Annotated in this window: 16 protein-coding genes; 3 read left to right on the top strand and 13 right to left on the bottom strand. The window is 61.2% G+C overall.

Annotation, left to right across the window (positions count from 1 at the left end):
* Position 1 precedes the first annotated feature (1 nt).
* Together rapZ and QRN46_RS17940 are read left to right on the top strand one after the other, a co-directional pair.
* A complete protein-coding gene (gene rapZ / locus QRN46_RS17945; protein WP_011332470.1) occupies positions 2-859 on the top strand; it encodes an RNase adapter RapZ in 858 nt (285 codons plus the stop codon).
* A 15-nt stretch (positions 860-874) separates the two neighbouring features.
* Positions 875-1150 carry an HPr family phosphocarrier protein gene (locus QRN46_RS17940; RefSeq protein WP_007953585.1) on the top strand — a complete coding sequence of 92 codons (276 nt, stop codon included), beginning with the start codon at positions 875-877 and terminating at the stop codon, positions 1148-1150.
* A 39-nt stretch (positions 1151-1189) separates the two neighbouring features.
* On the opposite strand, the gene QRN46_RS17935 is transcribed toward QRN46_RS17940, so the two are convergent.
* The 6 genes from QRN46_RS17935 to pmbA form a co-directional block, all read right to left on the bottom strand.
* On the bottom strand, positions 1190-2083 hold the full coding sequence (locus QRN46_RS17935; RefSeq protein WP_221615047.1) for a ZIP family metal transporter: 894 nt from the start codon (positions 2081-2083) through the stop codon (positions 1190-1192).
* A gap of 30 nt (positions 2084-2113) precedes the next feature.
* Positions 2114-2725 carry a superoxide dismutase gene (locus QRN46_RS17930; protein ID WP_011332468.1) on the bottom strand — a complete coding sequence of 204 codons (612 nt, stop codon included), beginning with the start codon at positions 2723-2725 and terminating at the stop codon, positions 2114-2116.
* Position 2726: 1 nt separating this feature from the next.
* Positions 2727-3167: a DUF2753 family protein gene (locus QRN46_RS17925; protein ID WP_011332467.1), complete on the bottom strand. Its 441-nt coding sequence runs from the start codon at positions 3165-3167 to the stop codon at positions 2727-2729.
* Positions 3168-3194: 27 nt separating this feature from the next.
* A complete protein-coding gene (locus tag QRN46_RS17920; protein ID WP_285356302.1) occupies positions 3195-4571 on the bottom strand; it encodes a class II fumarate hydratase in 1377 nt (458 codons plus the stop codon).
* The gene (locus QRN46_RS17915; protein WP_285356301.1) at positions 4552-4959 is read right to left on the bottom strand and encodes a FagA protein; all 408 of its coding nucleotides are present in this window, start codon (positions 4957-4959) and stop codon (positions 4552-4554) included. The genes QRN46_RS17920 and QRN46_RS17915 overlap by 20 nt, the downstream gene beginning before the upstream one ends.
* Positions 4960-5121: 162 nt before the next feature.
* Entirely contained in the window at positions 5122-6468 is a 1347-nt protein-coding gene (gene pmbA, locus QRN46_RS17910) for a metalloprotease PmbA (protein ID WP_064382538.1), read from the bottom strand.
* A 108-nt stretch (positions 6469-6576) separates the two neighbouring features.
* On the opposite strand from pmbA, the gene yjgA reads away from it, so the two are divergent.
* The gene (yjgA, locus tag QRN46_RS17905) at positions 6577-7101 is read left to right on the top strand and encodes a ribosome biogenesis factor YjgA (protein WP_007953598.1); all 525 of its coding nucleotides are present in this window, start codon (positions 6577-6579) and stop codon (positions 7099-7101) included.
* 51 nt (positions 7102-7152) lie between these two features.
* On the opposite strand, the gene tldD is transcribed toward yjgA, so the two are convergent.
* From tldD to mreC, 7 genes are all read right to left on the bottom strand, one after another.
* Complete coding sequence (gene tldD / locus QRN46_RS17900; RefSeq protein ID WP_011332462.1) at positions 7153-8595, bottom strand: metalloprotease TldD; 1443 nt, start codon at positions 8593-8595, stop codon at positions 7153-7155.
* A gap of 5 nt (positions 8596-8600) precedes the next feature.
* On the bottom strand, positions 8601-9461 hold the full coding sequence (locus QRN46_RS17895) for a carbon-nitrogen hydrolase family protein (protein WP_285356298.1): 861 nt from the start codon (positions 9459-9461) through the stop codon (positions 8601-8603).
* A 58-nt stretch (positions 9462-9519) separates the two neighbouring features.
* The gene (locus QRN46_RS17890) at positions 9520-13323 is read right to left on the bottom strand and encodes a YhdP family protein (protein ID WP_285356296.1); all 3804 of its coding nucleotides are present in this window, start codon (positions 13321-13323) and stop codon (positions 9520-9522) included.
* A gap of 75 nt (positions 13324-13398) precedes the next feature.
* On the bottom strand, positions 13399-14856 hold the full coding sequence (rng, locus tag QRN46_RS17885; RefSeq protein WP_007953605.1) for a ribonuclease G: 1458 nt from the start codon (positions 14854-14856) through the stop codon (positions 13399-13401).
* Between the two features lie 57 nt (positions 14857-14913).
* Positions 14914-15510 (bottom strand): Maf family protein, encoded by a 597-nt coding sequence (locus tag QRN46_RS17880; protein WP_285356293.1) that lies wholly within the window; start codon positions 15508-15510, stop codon positions 14914-14916.
* Between the two features lie 43 nt (positions 15511-15553).
* A complete protein-coding gene (mreD, locus tag QRN46_RS17875) occupies positions 15554-16045 on the bottom strand; it encodes a rod shape-determining protein MreD (protein WP_064593386.1) in 492 nt (163 codons plus the stop codon).
* Entirely contained in the window at positions 16045-17169 is a 1125-nt protein-coding gene (mreC, locus tag QRN46_RS17870) for a rod shape-determining protein MreC (protein WP_201819118.1), read from the bottom strand. Before mreC ends, mreD begins: the two co-directional genes overlap by 1 nt.
* Positions 17170-17274: the final 105 nt, after the last annotated feature.

Genomic DNA, 17274 nt, shown 5'->3' with positions numbered 1-17274 from the left:
CATGCGCTTGATCATTGTCAGCGGCCGTTCCGGCTCGGGTAAAAGTACCGCCCTGGATGTCCTTGAGGACAACGGTTACTACTGCATTGATAACCTGCCGGCCGGCCTGCTGCCGGAGCTGGCCGAACGTGCCCTGATTCACACCGAACTGGCGCAGCCACTGGTGGCGGTATCGATCGACGCACGCAATCTGCCGAGCCATCTGAGCCGATTTCCGGAATTGCTCGAGGACGTACGCGCCAAGCATATTCAATGCGATGTCCTGTACCTGGATGCCGACGAAGAAACCCTGCTCAAGCGTTTCTCCGAAACTCGCCGCCGCCACCCACTGAGCAACGCCAATCGTTCGCTGGCAGAGGCCATTCAGGATGAAAGCGCCCTGCTCGGCCCCATTGCCGATCTCGCCGACCTGAAAATCAACACCACCCATCTCAACCTGTACCAGCTACGCGACACCATCAAACTGCGTCTGTTGAACCAGCCGGAACCTGGCACTGCGTTTCTGGTGGAGTCGTTCGGTTTCAAACGCGGCATGCCGGTGGATGCGGATCTGGTGTTCGATGTACGCTGCCTGCCGAACCCGTACTGGAAACCGGAGCTGCGCGCGCAATCCGGTCTCGACCAGCCGGTTGCCGAATATCTGGCGGCCCAGCCTGAGGTCGAGGAGATGTACCAGGACATTTACACGTATCTGTACAAATGGTTGCCGCGCTTTGCGGCGAGCAACCGCGCTTACGTCACCATTGCCATCGGCTGCACCGGCGGGCATCACCGTTCCGTTTACCTGACCGAACGTCTGGGCCAGGCGCTGCAGAAGACCCTGAAGAACGTCCAGGTCCGCCACCGCGACCTCAGCTAAAGGATTCACACCGCGATGCCTGCTCGTGAAATCGAAATCATCAACAAGCTGGGCCTGCACGCCCGCGCATCGGCAAAATTCGTCGGAGTGGCGGGACAGTTTCCCGATTGCACGATCCGAGTGGGCCGCACCCCGGAAACCACGGTCGACGGTAAAAGCATCATGGCAATGATGATGCTCGCTGCGGGCAAGGGCACCAAAATCCACCTGAGTACCGACGGCCACCAGGAACAGGAAGCCATGGACGCGCTGGTGACCCTGATCAACAACTATTTCGACGAAGGTGGTTGAAACCGTTTCAGGCGAGGGAGCTCACTTCCTCTTCCCGGCTCAGCCCAACGCCGTATCCATCACCATCATCAGACAGAAACCGATCAACAATCCCAGGCTTGCAAGCTTCTCGTGACCATTGCGTCGCGACTCCGGGATGACCTCGTGAGTCACCACCAGCAGCATGGCACCCGCCGCCAACGCCAAGCCCAAGGGCAGCAACAACTCGGCAAGACTGACCAGCCAGGCACAGAGCAGCGCGAACACCGGCTCGACCAGACCTGACGCTGCGCCAATCAAGAATGCCTTGACCCGCGACATCCCGGCACCTGCCAGTACCAGTGCAATCACCAGCCCTTCCGGCACATCCTGCAAGGCAATGCCCATGGCCAGACTGTCTGCGTCCGACATGCCACCACCCGCCGAGACACCGACCGCCATGCCTTCCGGGATGTTATGGGCAATGATGGCGAACACGAACAACCAGATCCGCGGCGGAATCACCGGATGCTCGACTGTGCCGATGAGCATTTCCGGCGAGGCGCCCGAGACCCGGCGATCAACCAGATAAAGGCCAAACGCCCCGAGCATGATGCCAAAGCAGATCAGGCCGCTGGCGCCCCAAGGGCTCAACCCCAGACCTTCGGCCGCGGCGATTCCCGGCACGATCAGCGAAAACGCGGTCGCTGCCAGCATCACGCCAGCGCCAAAACCCAACAGCGTATCCCCCAATGCCTGAGGCATGTTGCGAATCACCAGCACCGGAACAGCCCCGAGTGCGGTGCCGAGGGCGCAAATCGCCCCGCCCTGTAGAGCCCGCGACAACCTCGGCTCCAGGTTCAGCCATTCCAGTCCGTGGGCGATCAGCAAAGTCATACCCGCCAACAGCAGCAGCGATCCGATTGCGTAACGAAACATGCGCCCACTTCCGATCGCCAGTGTTTCAGTGCCCATAGTCAGCCTTGGATTGTTTTTATAGGAGACTCAAACCAGCGCGGCCTGATAACGCGCAGCGACTTGTGGCCAGTTGATCACGTTGTAGAACGCGCTGATGTATTCCGGCCGACGGTTCTGATAACGGAGGTAGTAAGCGTGTTCCCACACGTCGAGCCCGAGAATCGGCGTGTTGCCGTTCATCAGCGGGCTGTCCTGATTGCCGCTGCTTTCCACTACCAGTTTCTTGTCCGGCGTCACGCTGAGCCACGCCCAGCCACTGCCGAAGCGGGTCAGCGCGGCTTTGGTGAAGGCTTCCTTGAAGCTGTCGAGGCCACCCAGTTGCTCATCGATCGCCTTGGCCAGCGCGCCGTCCGGCTTGCCGCCACCGCCAGGCACCATCACTTCCCAGAACAGCGAATGGTTGGCGTGACCGCCGCCCTGGTTGATCACCGCCGCGCGAAGTTTTTCCGGGAGTTGCTGAACGCTGGCGACCAGTTTTTCCACCGGCCATTCCGCGAATTCGGTGCCCTCGACCGCAGCGTTCAGATTGTTGATGTAGGTCTGGTGATGCTTGGTGTAGTGGATCTCCATGGTTTGCGCATCGATGTGCGGCTCCAGTGCGTCGTAGGCGTAAGGCAAAGCTGGCAGGGTAAAAGCCATTTCAGTGGACTCCATGGTGATGTGGGGCAGGCGCGCGCCGCGCATTGCCGGTATCCGGATGCAGCAAACGCTGGGTGCGCGGGTATTCGCCGTGTTCGCTGATGAAATTGAGCAGCTCGACGTAGGTCTTGCTGCTCTGGCGCAGGGCCGCTTCACGCAGCGCCGGGCGCATGCGCTCGTCCTGCATGGTCTGCAACAGCCGTTGATGGATCGCGCACAGGTACTCGGCGCTCTCCTCCGGCTGATTCAGGCGCAGATGCAGATCCGCCAGGTTGTGATGGGAGATGACACAGGCCGCCACCGCTTCGTCGGCATCGGCCCAGCGCTCGAACAACACCTGCGCCAGGGCCAATGCTTGCAGGTAGGCCTCGCGGGCATCGATCAGCTCGCCAAGCATGAAGCAGCGATTGGCCCGTTCGATCGTGCGTTTCCAGTGCTCCATGGTGAACCTCCAAAGCGGTTGCGGTGCTTACACGCCGCCGGCGGTGAGCTTCTCGGGATTGAGCAACTCTTCCAGCTGGCTGCGCGACAGGTCGGTGTGCTCCAGCGCAACGTCGATCACCGGACGGCCCTGTTTGTAGGCCTGCTTGGCGATTTCGGCAGCTTTCTGGTAACCGATGATCGGGTTGAGCGCAGTCACCAGAATCGGGTTGCGCGACAGCGCTTCCTTGAGGCGCGACTCGTTGACCCTGAAGCTGGCGATGGCCTTGTCAGCCAGCAGACGGCTGGAGTTGGCCAGCAACTCGATGCTGCTCAACAGGTTCTGGGCGATGATCGGCAGCATCACGTTCAGTTCGAAATTGCCCGACTGCCCGGCGATGGTGATCACCGAATCGTTGCCGATCACTTGCGCGGCCACCATGGCAGTGGCTTCCGGAATCACCGGATTGACCTTGCCCGGCATGATCGACGATCCCGGTTGCAGGCCTTCCAATTCGATTTCACCGAGGCCGGCGAGCGGGCCGGAGTTCATCCAGCGCAGGTCGTTGGCGATTTTCATCAGCGATACGGCGGTGGCCTTGAGCTGGCCCGACACGGCCACGGCAGTGTCCTGCGAGCCGATCAGGGCGAACAGATTCTTGCCAGGGGTGAACTGGACATTGGTCAACTGGCTGAGCTGGCGGCTGAACCGCGCAGCAAATTCCGGATGCGCATTGATCCCGGTACCGACCGCTGTGCCACCCTGTGCCAGGGATTGCAGGCTTGGCAACAAGTCCTGCAGGTGACCGATATTAGCCTTGAGCTGCTGCGCCCAACCGTTCAACGCCTGGCTCATGCGCACCGGCATGGCATCCATCAAGTGGGTGCGGCCAGTCTTGACGTGGTGATGGACTTGCTCGGCCTTGCGTTCGATCACTTGCACCAGGTGCAGCAGTGCCGGCAGCAGTTGTTCGTGCAGGGCAAGCGCGGCGCTGACGTGGATAGTGGTTGGAATAATGTCGTTGCTGCTTTGCCCGCAGTTCACATGATCATTGGCGTTTACTGGCTCCTCGAGCAGACGACTGGCCAGCGTGGCGATCACCTCGTTGGCGTTCATGTTGGAGCTGGTGCCGGAACCGGTCTGGAAAATGTCCACCGGGAAATGCCGCATGAAGTCGCCCTCCAGCAACCCTTGGGCGGCATCGCTGATGGCTTTGCCTTGCGCGGCACTGATCTGGTTGAGTTCAACGTTGGCCCGGGCGGCAGCGGCTTTCGCCAGAATCAAAGCGCGAATGAACTGGGTCGGCATCGGCTTGCCGCTGATCGGGAAGTTATCCACGGCGCGCTGGGTCTGCGCGCCGTAGAGAGCGTCCACCGGCACCTGCAGTTCGCCCATGCTGTCGCGCTCAATACGTGTCTTGGTCATCTGAAAATCCTTGCACCAGTTCTATGAGGGGAATCGAGGGAAGCAGCTCGCAGATCGCCAATTGCCAGGTGTAGCTTTGCCAGCGTTTGAGCCGGCACTTGCAAAGCGAGAGGCGCTCCATTTCACGCAAGGGCCGCCAGGCTTGATCGAGACACAGGCTGCGCCAATGCCACGGCAGCGCGATGTCGGTGGCCGTGTCGAGCAGCAGGCGGAAAGAGGTTTCAGCAACCATCCAGGGCGAGGTCGCCGTGCAGCAGGCCAGATACCGGCCTTCGGTCAGGTAGTGTTCAATCAGGCGAGGTTCATCGGGATCCATCGCGCAACGGATCTGGCGACTCATCCAGCGCCAGCTTTCGAGATACGGCTGCTCGTGCAAGGCAGAACTCATGATCCTGGGCTCATCCGATAATGAGATTTATTATTAGATGATAATGAGAACCAAAACAAGAGCAGCTTTTTTGCTGCCCTCATCAGATCGAAAAGTTTGCAGACACAAAAAAAGGCGCGCCTCCCAATCGGGTGGCGCGCCTTTTTTGTACCTGCCTGGGGCTTAGCTGCCCGCGACAGTCATCTTCTCGATCAACACCGAACCAGTGCGAATGTTGCTGCGCAGCTCCAGATCGTTACCGACCGCGACGATCTGCTTGAACATGTCACGCATGTTGCCGGCGATGGTCACTTCCTGCACCGCGAACTGGATTTCACCGTTCTCGACCCAGAAACCCGCCGCACCGCGCGAGTAATCACCGGTCACCATGTTCAGACCGTGGCCCATCAACTCGGTGACCAACAACCCACGCCCCATGCGTCGCAGCAAGGCCGCCTGATCTTCATCGCCATGGGTGACGAACAGGTTGTGCACGCCGCCCGCGTTGGCGGTACTCGGCATGCCGAGTTTGCGACCGGAATAAGTGCCAAGAATGTACGACACCAACTCGCCCTTCTCGACGAACGGTTTGGCATAGGTCGCCAGGCCGTCACCATCGTAGGAAGCACTGCCCATGGCACGCATCAGGTGCGGGCGTTCGTCGATCGTCAGCCACTCCGGGAACAGTTTCTGCCCCAGGGTGCCTTCGAGGAACGACGATTTGCGGTACAGGCTTCCGCCGGAAATCGCCGACAGAAAGCTGCCGAACAACCCACCTGCCAGTTCCGCCGAAAACAAAACCGGCACTTCGCAGGTCGGCACCGGACGCGCGCCCAGGCGACTCGCCGCCCGCTGCGCAGCACGCTGGCCGATGCTCACCGGATCCGCCAGCAAACTGCCCTGGCGGTTCACGTCATACCAGTAGTCGCGCTGCATCTGGCCATCGGCCTCGGCGATCATTACGCAGCTCAGGCTGTGTCGGGTCGAAGCGTAACCGCCGATAAAACCGTGGCTGTTGCCGTACACGCGGCAACCCTGATGGGTACTCAACGTGGTGCCATCGGCATTCTTGATGCGCGCATCAGCGTCGAACGCGGCAGCTTCGCAGAGCAACGCCTTCTCGATGGCCTGCTCCGGAGTGATGTCCCACTGGTGGAACAGGTCGAAATCCTGAATATCCCTGGCCATCAGCGCGGCATCGGCCAGCCCCGAGGCTTCGTCCTCGGAGGTGTGTTTGGCAATGGCCAGCGCCGCAGCGACGGTCTCGCGAATCGCATCCGGCCCGGTGGCGGAGGTGCTGGCCGAGCCTTTGCGCTGACCGACATACAACGTGATGCCAAAACCCTGATCGCGGTTGAACTCGACCGTTTCGACTTCACGTTGACGCACCGACGTCGACAGGCCCTGCTCCAGCGACACCGCTACTTCGCAGGCACTGGCACCCTGACGCCTGGCTTCGGCGATGATCTGCTCGACCTGTTCCTGCAGTGCCGGCAATGCCTGTGGGCCGACGCTTTCAACTGCACTCATGCTCATCTCCACTCAAATTCTGCTTTCGGCTGGGGCCTTCGAGCGACCGGGCCGGACAAGCGGCCCCCGACTGGTTATCATGGCGGCGTTTCTTTGCGGACTGCCACCATGGTTGATTCTTACGACGACTCCCTCGATACGGGAGAAAAAAGCAAATCCCAGGTCAAACGCGAGCTGCATGCTCTGGTTGACCTTGGCGAGCGCCTTACAACGCTCAAGCCCGACTTGCAGGCAAAACTGCCATTGACCGACGCCTTGCGCCGGGCCCTGGCCGATGCGCCCAAGCACACCGCGAACATCGCGCGTAAACGGCATTTGCAGTTCATCGGCAAACTGATGCGCGATCAGGACACTGACGCCATTCTCACCTTGCTCGATCAACTCGATGCCTCTACCCGTCAGTACAACGAGCGTTTCCACAACCTCGAACGCTGGCGTGACCGCCTGATCGCCGGTGACGATGCCGTGCTGGAGAAATTCGTCGTCGATTACCCGGACGCCGACCGCCAGCAACTGCGTTCCCTGATCCGTCAGGCCCAGCACGAGGTTGCGCAAAACAAACCTCCTGCCTCGAGCCGCAAGATCTTCAAGTACATCCGTGAGCTGGACGAGACTCAACGCGGTCTGCGTTGATATTCGTCACCGGGTGGCCGCACCGCGCGCCACCCGAAGCTCCATCCCTTCTTACGCGCCCGTGCCACCCACGGTGATCGCATCGATTTTCAGCGTCGGCTGACCGACACCCACCGGTACCGACTGCCCGTCCTTGCCGCATGTGCCCACACCGCTGTCCAGCGCCAGATCGTTACCGACCATCGACACTCGGCTCATCGCTTCCGGACCGTTGCCGATCAACGTTGCGCCTTTGACTGGCGCGGTGATCTTGCCGTCCTCGATCAGATAAGCCTCACTGGTGGAAAACACGAACTTGCCGCTGGTGATATCGACCTGACCGCCACCGAGGTTGGCGCAGTAGATACCCTTCTTCACCGACGCGATGATTTCCGCCGGATCGCTCTGGCCGCCGAGCATGTAGGTATTGGTCATCCGCGGCATCGGCAGGTGCGCGTAGGATTCGCGACGACCGTTGCCGGTGCGGGCCACGCCCATCAGCCGCGCATTCAGCTTGTCCTGCATGTAGCCCTTGAGCACACCGTTTTCGATCAGCGTGGTGCACTCGGTCGGAGTGCCTTCGTCGTCGACGCTAAGGGAACCGCGACGACCGCTCAGGGTGCCGTCATCGACTATGGTGCAGAGTTTCGAAGCAACCATTTCGCCCATGCGACCGCTGTAGGCAGAGCTGCCCTTGCGGTTGAAATCGCCTTCCAGACCGTGACCGACCGCTTCATGCAGCAACACGCCGGACCAGCCCGAGCCCAGAACCACCGGCAAGGTGCCGGCCGGTGCCGGAATCGCCTCCAGATTCACCAGCGCCTGACGCAACGCTTCACGGGCATAGCCCATGGCTCGGTCTTCGGCGAGGAAATAACGGTAGTCGGTACGCCCGCCGCCGCCATGACCACCGCGTTCGCGACGGCCGTTCTGTTCGACGATCACACTGACGTTGAAACGCACCAGCGGACGCACATCGGCAGCCAGGCCACCGTCAGTCGAGGCCACCAGAATTCGCTCCCAGACCCCGGCCATGCTTACGCTGACCTGCTGGATACGCGGGTCGAGGGCGCGGGTCGCCACGTCGATGCGTTTGAGCAGTTCGACTTTTTCAGCGCGGCTCAGGACTTCCAGCGGGTTGTCCGGCGCATACAACTGGGCGACGTCCTGGCTGCTGAAAGCCTGCACTGTGCCGTTCTGCCCGGCGCGGGAAATCGAACGGGCCGCACGGGCCGCTGCGCCGAGGGCTTCGAGGGTGATCGCGTTGCTGTAGGCGAAACCGGTTTTTTCGCCGGACTGCGCACGCACGCCGACGCCCTGGTCGAGGTTGAAACTGCCTTCCTTGACGATGCCGTCTTCCAGCGACCAGGACTCGGAAATCTGCCCCTGGAAATACAGGTCGGCCGCATCGATGCCTGGACCCGCCAGATCACCGAGCACGCCTTGCAGACTCTCGATCGTCACGCCGCCGGGCGCCAACAGGTGATCACTGACTGAGGACAACAACTCGCTCATAGGTTTTACGCCTTAAATTCGTGTTCTGAAGCAGGTCGCTGTGCGCCCTGCGAAAAAAACCGCCGATGACCCGTCACCGGCATTCGCGCCCGGATGGACGCTTGTTCATTGCTGTCGCGCTCGGCCAGCAGTACGGCTTCGCCCTGCTCCTGCTGTGCCAGCACGCGGCCCCACGGGTCGACAATCGCCCCGTGCCCAAAGGTTACCCGCGGCCCCGGATGCGTCCCGCCCTGAGCGGCCGCCAGCACGTAGCACTGGGTTTCAATGGCCCGCGCGCGGATCAGTACATCCCAGTGCGCCGCACCGGTCACCGCGGTGAAGGCCGACGGTGCGGTAATCAGTTCAGCCCCGGCTGCGCGCAATTCGCTGTACAGCTCCGGGAAACGCAGGTCGTAGCACACCGTCAGGCCCAGTCGCCCGACCGGGGTGTCCGCGACCACCACGCCACTGCCATAAGCATAGTCATCGGATTCGCGGTAACGGCCGCGATTGTCCGCCACGTCGACATCGAACAGGTGCAACTTGTCATAGCGCGCAACGATTTCGCCCTGATCATTCACCAGCAGCGAGCAGGCATGGGACTTGGCCTCAGGCTGCCCCACCGGCGGCAACGGCAAGGTGCCGGCCACAATCCATAACTTGAGGTCACGGGCGGTCTGTTTCAACCACGGCAGAATCGGGCCTTCGCCGAGTGCTTCGGCGCGGCCGATATCGGCGATGTCGCGACGGCCCATGGCCGCGAAATTTTCCGGCAGCACCGCCAGCTTCGCACCGGCGTTAGATGCGTGTTCGAGCAAACGTCGGGCATCGCGCAGATTGGCCAGCACATCGCTCTGGCTGACCATTTGAATCACCGCTAAAGACATGGCGCACTCCGCAAGAGGTATGCGGCCATGCTACTCCATCGGTTCAGGGGCTGGCTGTTCAAAAAGGCTTGTCGAAGGTGATTTTCGGCTCTTTCCACGGGCCTTTGACGGTGTATTTGACGCTGGCGAACCGTGCCACGCGATCGCCGATCAGCTTGTCGATCAGGAACAAGGCACCGCCGACCGCCGGTGCGCCGACAATCAGCGCGGCAATCGGCAGATTATTGGTCACCGGCAAGGTCACCAGCAATTTGGCATCAACCTGATCGCCCACCAGATCCAGCGTGCCGTCCAGTTCCAGGTTGCTCGAAGGCCCGGTCAACTTGATCGGCTCTTTCGTCACATACACGCCTTTGGTCGCCACCAGCAATCCCTTGACCCGGTCATAGCTCAAGCCTTTGCCGAACAGGTCGGAGAAGTCGAGGCGCAAACGCCGGCCAATCGAGTTGAAGTTGAGCAGACCAAATACCCGCAATGCCTGAGCGCCGCCCTCCACTTCAACAAACTGGCCTTTGTTGAGGGACGCATCGAGGGTGCCGGAGAAGCGCTTGGTCGCCAGCCACGCCGGCGAGCCCGGCCAGCGGCCGTCGACATCCATGTGGAATTCTTCGCTGGTCACGCTCGGTGCAAAGCCCCAGCCCTTGAGCACATCGGCGAGATTCTTGCCGCCGATCCGGCCCTTGTACCAACTGCTCGTAGCACCGGGCGCGCCTTCCCAGCCGCCGCTGCCCTGCAAAAGAATGCCCTTGAGGCCCAGATCGAGATTGTTCAGGGCGATGCCTTTGGCGGTCGGGCGAACCTTGAGCGACCAGCCGCCGACCAGATCCTGGCCCTGGAACAATTGATTGATGGTGATATCCAGCGCCGGAATCTTGCTCGGATCGACCGAAGCCAGTGGGTCCGGCGCGTTCTCGTCGGCCTGCACCGTCGGGTCCGCTGCCGGCAACCGCACATATTGCAGGTTCACCGCAATCGGCGCGCCCTTGGCGTCGGGAATGCCGGCGGTGCCTTTGGCCTGCTGACTGTCGAGGGCCAGAGCCCAGGCACCGGGCTTGCGATTCACCTGCACGGCTGCCTGATCCAGTGTGGTGCCGAAGGCGGTGAGTTTGCCAATCTTGAAGTCCGCACTGCTGAGCAACTGCTTGGCGCTGCCACCCGGATCCTGACCAGCGTACTTGTCCAGCAGATCCTGCCAGGGTTTGACGTCCAGCTCGGACAACACGCCGCGCACCCGCAGGCCTTTGTTGCCCGGCAACACCGCTTCGCCGGTGCCGAGGAACAACTCGCCCCGACCATCGACAAAATTGCCCGGTGGCGCGGCGAAGGTAAAGTTGGCCAGTTGATCGTAATTGACCCAGTAACGCCGCTCTTGCCCCTGCAACGTCATGCGGAACACCGTGTCACGCCCGACATCGGCCGCCATGCCGAACGGCGCCGGCAGATCCACCGCCACACCTTTCAGACTGGAACTGACCATCAATTGACTGTCGGCGCCGTCCAGATTCACCTGCAGCTGGTAAGGGATGGTTCCGGATACCGGCAACGGTTGAGTCACGCCTAGCCAGTCGGTGAGTTTCTTGACTTCGACCTGCCCCGACGCCGCCACCCGGGTCTTGAGTCTGCCGGGGCCGCCGTCGGCGAAGATCTGCGCCGAGACCGGTTTATCGAAGGCCCTGGCGCTGATGTTCTGACCGCTCAGCCCCTTGTCGCTGTCGAAGCGGAAATCACCCTTGAGCTGGCTCAGTTCCAGCTTCGGCTCGGCAAGCTTCAATCGCGCATTGGCGGTTTTGAAGTCGACGAGGATTTTCGGCTGATCGCCCTTGGCCAACGGCACATCGAGCTTGAGCTTGCCCTGCAGATCACCCTCGCCTTCCCAACCGGCAAAGGTGTCGGCAGTGCCGATCGGCGCCTCCTGAAGAATCTTCAGGCCATCGCCCAACCCACCCGCGAACGCGCCGTCGAGGAACATATGGCTGTGCTCGCCGCTCGGCACATGGGGAATATTGACGAAAACATCACTGACCTGGGTGTCGAGCAATTGGCCCTTGCTCGCGAGAATGCGCACGCCGCTGTCTTCGATGAACACGTCACCGCTGACCTTGCTCACGTGCGGCCAGCCCGGCTGGAACGCCAGCTCGGCGTCGTGCACCTTGAAGAACAGACTGATGCTGCGATCCGCTTCCCCGGCGTTCTTGTTCAGCGAACCCTGATACTGAAAGAAGCCCTGATCCACCGCGCCTTTGAGAATTGCCGTGCGCAGCCATTCATCGAGGGCCGGGCTCAGGACTTGCGGCAGATACTTGGCGGTGTAGCGTCCATCGCCATCCACCAGACCGACCCGCAGGTCCATGTAGTCTTCCTGGCTGTGATCGAAGTGCAGGCGGATCAGGAAGTCGCCGGCGATCTTGCCTTCCTCGCCGAGCACCTTCAGGTACGGCGCGATCAGGGTGAAACCTTCTTTGTCGAGCTTCCAGGTCAACCGGGCGTTGGCCTGAATGTACTGCCATGGCTTGGCGAAAATCGGATCGAGGTGCAGAACGAAGTCCTTGCTGTCCATGCGCAGCTCGCCGCCGCCGAGATTGCCGGTAAGGCTGCCGCTGACATTCCGTGCCGCCGGCGCGCCGTGGTAGGCGTCGAAGCCGACTTGATCGAGATTGGCGGCGAAGCTGAATTTGCTGTCGTCGGTGGCGTTCGGCCGGAAATCCAGCAGTACGTTACGCAGGCCGCCGGTCACTTTCAGGCGCTCGACCACGGTGGCGAAACCTTGGGGCAATGGGCCGAGGGCATTGAGTAAAGGTGTGATCGGCGTCAGGTCAAGCCGGTCGGCCTGCAGATGCCAGAGCTCTTGCGCTTTGTCGGTGGCGGCCGTCTGTTTGATCTGGACATGGGATTCGAAGCGGGTTTCGCCGACATTCATCGCCAGCGAATCAAGCGTGATTGTGGCCCCTTCGGAGCCGCGCTGAAAATAGCCGTTGAGCGCCAGATTGTGGATCTGGATCGGCTTGCGCTCGGCGTAGGCACCGGTCAGTTGCGGCGCGTTGAGACGGATCGCAGCACTCTGCAACGCCCCCTCGCGCCAGTTGACCCACAGCTCGCCACCGGCCTTGATTTCGGAGAAATTCCATTGCTGGGTGACGCGCTCGGGCAGCCATTTCGACCAATCGCTCTGCGGCAGGCTGACATAACCTTCCACTTCGCTGCTCTGCCACTGACTCGGACGAATCCGCGTGCGCAGACTCAGCGCCACGGGCTGGCCGTCAGGCAGGGTCAATCGGGCATCGAGGCGCTGACGGCTGGTGCCGGTCTTGAGATTGAGGCCGACATACGTGAGCGTCAGCGGCGCCTGCTCCCGCGGTTGCAAGGTCACCTGACTGTCGAGAACCGACAGTTGTTGAATCATTTGCATGCGGTTGAACAGTTGCTCGGGATCCATGGGCTGGTCCTGCTGCACCGGCAAGCCTTCCAGCGCCCACTTCCCGTCTTCGCCTTCCTTGAGGCTGATCTTCAGACCGTTGAGTTCCAGATGGGCGATGCGCACTTCCCGGGCCAGCAAACTGGCCCAAAGATCCGGCACCGCGCGCACCCGATCCAGGCGCAAGGCGTTGGCGCCGCTGCCGACCATCACGTCGTGAGCCAGCAGGATCGGGGCAAATCCGCTCCAGTTGCCTTCCAGCTCGCCGATCTGCAGCGGCATGCCCAGGGCGTCACTGGCCTTGTCTTCGATATCGGTGCGGTATTCGGCCACCAGTGGCGTGAGTTCCCGGCCGAGGCTGACGTACAACGCCATCAATACCAGAACCAACGCGCACAGGCCCAGACCCCAGCGGGTCAGCGCAGCCAAAATGCGTGTCAGACGTTCCATGTCAGTTGGCTCCCATGGCAAAAATACTGCAAAAAGCTGAGGCCAGCCGTTTCAGGAAAAGGGTGATGCAGGGATTCAGAGCAGCACCACGTCATATTGTTCCTGGGAATACATGGTTTCCACCTGGAAGCGTATGGTGCGCCCGATGAAACCTTCAAGTTCGGCCACGTTACCGGACTCTTCATCGAGCAGGCGATCCACCACTTTCTGGTTCGCCAGCACCCGATACCCCTCGGCCTGATAGGCCCGGGCTTCACGCAGGATCTCGCGAAAAATCTCGTAGCAAATGGTTTCCGGGGTTTTCAGCTTGCCCCGGCCCTGACAGCTGCTGCACGGTTCGCACAGCACCTGCTCGAGACTTTCGCGGGTGCGCTTGCGCGTCATCTGCACCAGGCCCAACTCGGTGATGCCGATGATGTTGGTCTTGGCGTGATCGCGCTCCAGTTGTTTTTCCAGGGTACGCAGCACCTGACGCTGGTGCTCTTCGTCTTCCATGTCGATGAAGTCGATGATGATGATCCCGCCCAGATTGCGCAGGCGCATCTGCCGGGCAATCGCGGTCGCGGCTTCGAGGTTGGTCTTGAAGATGGTTTCTTCGAGGTTGCGATGACCGACAAACGCTCCAGTGTTCACATCGATGGTGGTCATGGCTTCGGCCGGATCGATCACCAGATAACCGCCAGACTTCAGCGGCACCTTGCGCTCCAGGGCCTTCTGGATTTCGTCTTCGACGCCATACAGGTCGAAAATCGGTCGTTCACCCGGGTAGTGTTCCAGACGATCGGCGATTTCCGGCATCAGTTCGGCGACGAACTGCGTGGTCTTCTGGAAAGTTTCTCGGGAGTCGATGCGGATCTTCTCGATCTTCGGGCTGACCAGATCGCGCAGGGTGCGCAGTGCCAGGCCGAGGTCTTCGTAAATCACGCTCGGTGCGCCGATGGTCTTGATCTGTTCGTTGATCTGATCCCACAGGCGGCGCAGATAGCGGATGTCCATCAGGATCTCATCGGCCCCGGCACCTTCGGCGGCGGTGCGCAAAATAAAGCCGCCAGCCTCCTTGATGCCTTCTTTGGCCACGCAATCGCTGACCACCTGCTTGAGGCGTTCGCGCTCGGCTTCGTCTTCGATCTTCAGAGAAATACCGACGTGAGCGGTGCGCGGCATGTACACCAGATAGCGCGATGGGATCGACAGCTGCGTGGTCAGCCGCGCGCCTTTGGAACCGATCGGGTCCTTGGTGACCTGCACCACCAGGCTCTGGCCTTCGTGCACCAGAGCGCTGATGCTTTCTACTGCCGGGCCTTCACGCAGTGAAATTTCCGATGCATGAATGAAGGCTGCGCGATCCAGACCGATGTCGACGAAGGCCGCCTGCATGCCCGGCAGGACTCGCACCACCTTGCCTTTATAGATGTTGCCGACGATCCCGCGTTTTTGCGTACGCTCGACGTGCACTTCTTGCAGCACACCGTTTTCGACCACCGCCACGCGCGATTCCATCGGCGTGATGTTGATCAGAATCTCTTCACTCATGGCAGGGTCTCGTTCAGGCATGTTCACGATAATGGCCGCATCTTGTCCGTTCGACGCTCATTGCGCGTTCAGGGTTTGCCAACAGGGTATGCCGAAATGGCCGAGCAGTTCTGCGCTTTCGCACACCGGCAAGCCGACGACCGCCGAGTAACTGCCATTGAGGCCGGCGACGAACACCGCGCCGAGTCCTTGAATGCCGTAGCCACCCGCCTTGTCCCGGGGTTCGCCGCTGGCCCAGTAGGCGGCGGCTTCTTCGCGGCTGATCGAGCGGAACCGCACCAGACTGCGCACCAACCGCGACTCGCAACGCTCGCCGTCGAGCACGGCAATCGCCGTCAGCACTTCATGCTCTTTGCCGGACAACATCATCAGCATGGCGCATGCATCGGCTTCGTCCACCGGTTTGCCAAGAATTTTGCCGTCCAGCACCACGGCGGTGTCGGCGCCGAGTACGCAAAACGGTGGCTCGGAGGTGACGATGCGCCGCCCGGCCTCGGCCTTGCCGCGCGCCAGGCGCTCGACGTAGGCCGATGGGGATTCATTGGCTAGAGGTGTTTCATCGATATCCGCGCTGATGGCGGTAAACGGGATGCCGATCTGCGTGAGCAATTCACGCCGACGCGGCGATCCTGAGGCGAGGTAAAGCTTTTTCATCAAGACATCTCCCTGTCGAGGTGCGGGCAAATGCCTGACCGAATCAGTTGATTTTGTAGCGCCGACGCAATCCACGCAAAGCGAAGCTGACCCAAGGCCAGAGCAAGGCACTGACCAGTGCCGGCAGGACCAGTGCGAGGGTCGGCTGACGGTTGCCGGTCAAGGCACTGAGCCAGAGTTGTACGAGCTGGGCCAAGCCGAAGATCACCAGAATCACCAGGCTCTGCTGCCACATCGGGAACATTCGCAGGCGTTGTTGCAACGACAGCACCAGGAACGTAATCAGGGTCAGGATCAGGGCATTCTGACCGAGCAGATCGCCTTGCAGCACATCTTCGGCCAGTCCCAGGCAGAAGGCCGTGACCATGCCGACCGTATGCGGCAGATACAAAGCCCAGAAGGTCAGGAGCAAGGCCAGCCAGAGCGGACGCAGGATTTCCATGAAAATGGGCAGTGGCGACACACTGAGCAGAATGCCGACGATGAACGTCAGCCAGACGATCCAGCCGTTACGCGATGCGGTAGCTCCGACCATTATTCTTGCCTCCCGGTGGTCGCCGGCGCAGTGACAGGCGGCTTGGCCGCTGGTCGAGCCGCCGGCTGATTGGCCGGTGGCTTGCTGGCCGCGGGTGTGGCTGCAGGCGGTTTGCTCGCAGCGGGTTTGGCCGGCGCGGTGTCGGCAGCAGGCGCAGCCGACGGAGTCGTCGTGGCAGGAGTTGCGGCTGCGGCTGGCGGGGTGACGATTTTCGGCACCGTGGATGGAATCACCGGACCACCACCAAAGGCATCGAGGTTTTCCTGAGCCTGCGCGGCATCGTTGGCACGCTCTTCGGCCGTGCGGTTGTCACTGAACACCAGCAGCAGGTAACGGCTGCGGTTCAGCGCGGCGGTCGGCACGGCGCGAACAATGGCGAAAGGCTGGCCGGAATCGTGGATGACTTCCTTGACCGTCGCCACCGGATAACCGGCCGGGAAACGCTGACCCAGGCCGGAGCTGACCAGCAGATCGCCTTCCTTGACGTCGGCAGTGTCCGCCACGTGGCGCAGTTCCAGACGCTCAGGGTTACCGGTGCCGCTGGCAATCGCCCGCAGACCGTTACGGTTCACCTGCACGGGAATGCTGTGGGTCGAGTCGGTCAGCAGCAGCACACGGGAAGTGTACGGCATCAGTTCGACCACCTGCCCCATCAGGCCGCGAGCATCGAGCACCGGCTGACCGAGCACCACGCCATCACGCTCACCTTTATTGATGATGATGCGATGGGTGAAAGGGTTGGGGTCCATGCCGATCAGCTCGGCCACTTCGACCTTCTCGTTGACCAGCGCGGAGGAATTGAGCAACTCGCGCAGGCGGACGTTCTGCTCGGTGAGGGCGGCAAGCTTCTGCATGCGACCCTGCAACAGCAGGTTCTCCGACTTGAGTTTTTCATTTTCGGCGACGAGCTCGGTGCGACTGCCGAACTGGCTGGCGATACCTTCCCACAATCGTCCGGGCAGGTCAGTAATCCAGTAGGCGTCCATCAGCACCAGCGAGGCCTGGCTGCGTACGGGTTTAAGCAGGCTGAAGCGCGCGTCAACGACCATCAGCGCGACCGACAGTACGGCCAGCACCAACAAGCGCACGCCCAGTGAGGGGCCCTTGGCGAAAAGCGGTTTAATAAGCCGCTCCTCCCAGGCAAATGTTCTGTTTATTCATACGGCATCAAACCGGCCTGGATGAAGACTGACAGAAGATAAACGCCAACAGGCAGCACTGCAAAGTGC

The organism is Pseudomonas sp. lyk4-R2A-10, from assembly GCF_030209075.1.
Taxonomy (GTDB): domain Bacteria; phylum Pseudomonadota; class Gammaproteobacteria; order Pseudomonadales; family Pseudomonadaceae; genus Aquipseudomonas; species Aquipseudomonas glycinae.
The sequence above is the reverse complement of the archived record's forward strand: the minus strand, read 5'-3'. Positions and strand labels throughout refer to the sequence as shown.

Bases quoted from the DNA above. Each gene is read 5' to 3' on its own strand.
- rapZ (WP_011332470.1), top strand. From the start codon at position 2: ATGCGCTTGATCATTGTCAGCGGCCGTTCCGGCTCGGGTAAAAGTACC.
- QRN46_RS17940 (WP_007953585.1), top strand. From the start codon at position 875: ATGCCTGCTCGTGAAATCGAAATCATCAACAAGCTGGGCCTGCACGCC.
- QRN46_RS17935 (WP_221615047.1), bottom strand. From the start codon at position 2,083: ATGGGCACTGAAACACTGGCGATCGGAAGTGGGCGCATGTTTCGTTAC.
- QRN46_RS17930 (WP_011332468.1), bottom strand. From the start codon at position 2,725: ATGGCTTTTACCCTGCCAGCTTTGCCTTACGCCTACGACGCACTGGAG.
- QRN46_RS17925 (WP_011332467.1), bottom strand. From the start codon at position 3,167: ATGGAGCACTGGAAACGCACGATCGAACGGGCCAATCGCTGCTTCATG.
- QRN46_RS17920 (WP_285356302.1), bottom strand. From the start codon at position 4,571: ATGACCAAGACACGTATTGAGCGCGACAGCATGGGCGAACTGCAGGTG.
- QRN46_RS17915 (WP_285356301.1), bottom strand. From the start codon at position 4,959: ATGAGTTCTGCCTTGCACGAGCAGCCGTATCTCGAAAGCTGGCGCTGG.
- pmbA (WP_064382538.1), bottom strand. From the start codon at position 6,468: ATGAGTGCAGTTGAAAGCGTCGGCCCACAGGCATTGCCGGCACTGCAG.
- yjgA (WP_007953598.1), top strand. From the start codon at position 6,577: ATGGTTGATTCTTACGACGACTCCCTCGATACGGGAGAAAAAAGCAAA.
- tldD (WP_011332462.1), bottom strand. From the start codon at position 8,595: ATGAGCGAGTTGTTGTCCTCAGTCAGTGATCACCTGTTGGCGCCCGGC.
- QRN46_RS17895 (WP_285356298.1), bottom strand. From the start codon at position 9,461: ATGTCTTTAGCGGTGATTCAAATGGTCAGCCAGAGCGATGTGCTGGCC.
- QRN46_RS17890 (WP_285356296.1), bottom strand. From the start codon at position 13,323: ATGGAACGTCTGACACGCATTTTGGCTGCGCTGACCCGCTGGGGTCTG.
- rng (WP_007953605.1), bottom strand. From the start codon at position 14,856: ATGAGTGAAGAGATTCTGATCAACATCACGCCGATGGAATCGCGCGTG.
- QRN46_RS17880 (WP_285356293.1), bottom strand. From the start codon at position 15,510: ATGAAAAAGCTTTACCTCGCCTCAGGATCGCCGCGTCGGCGTGAATTG.
- mreD (WP_064593386.1), bottom strand. From the start codon at position 16,045: ATGGTCGGAGCTACCGCATCGCGTAACGGCTGGATCGTCTGGCTGACG.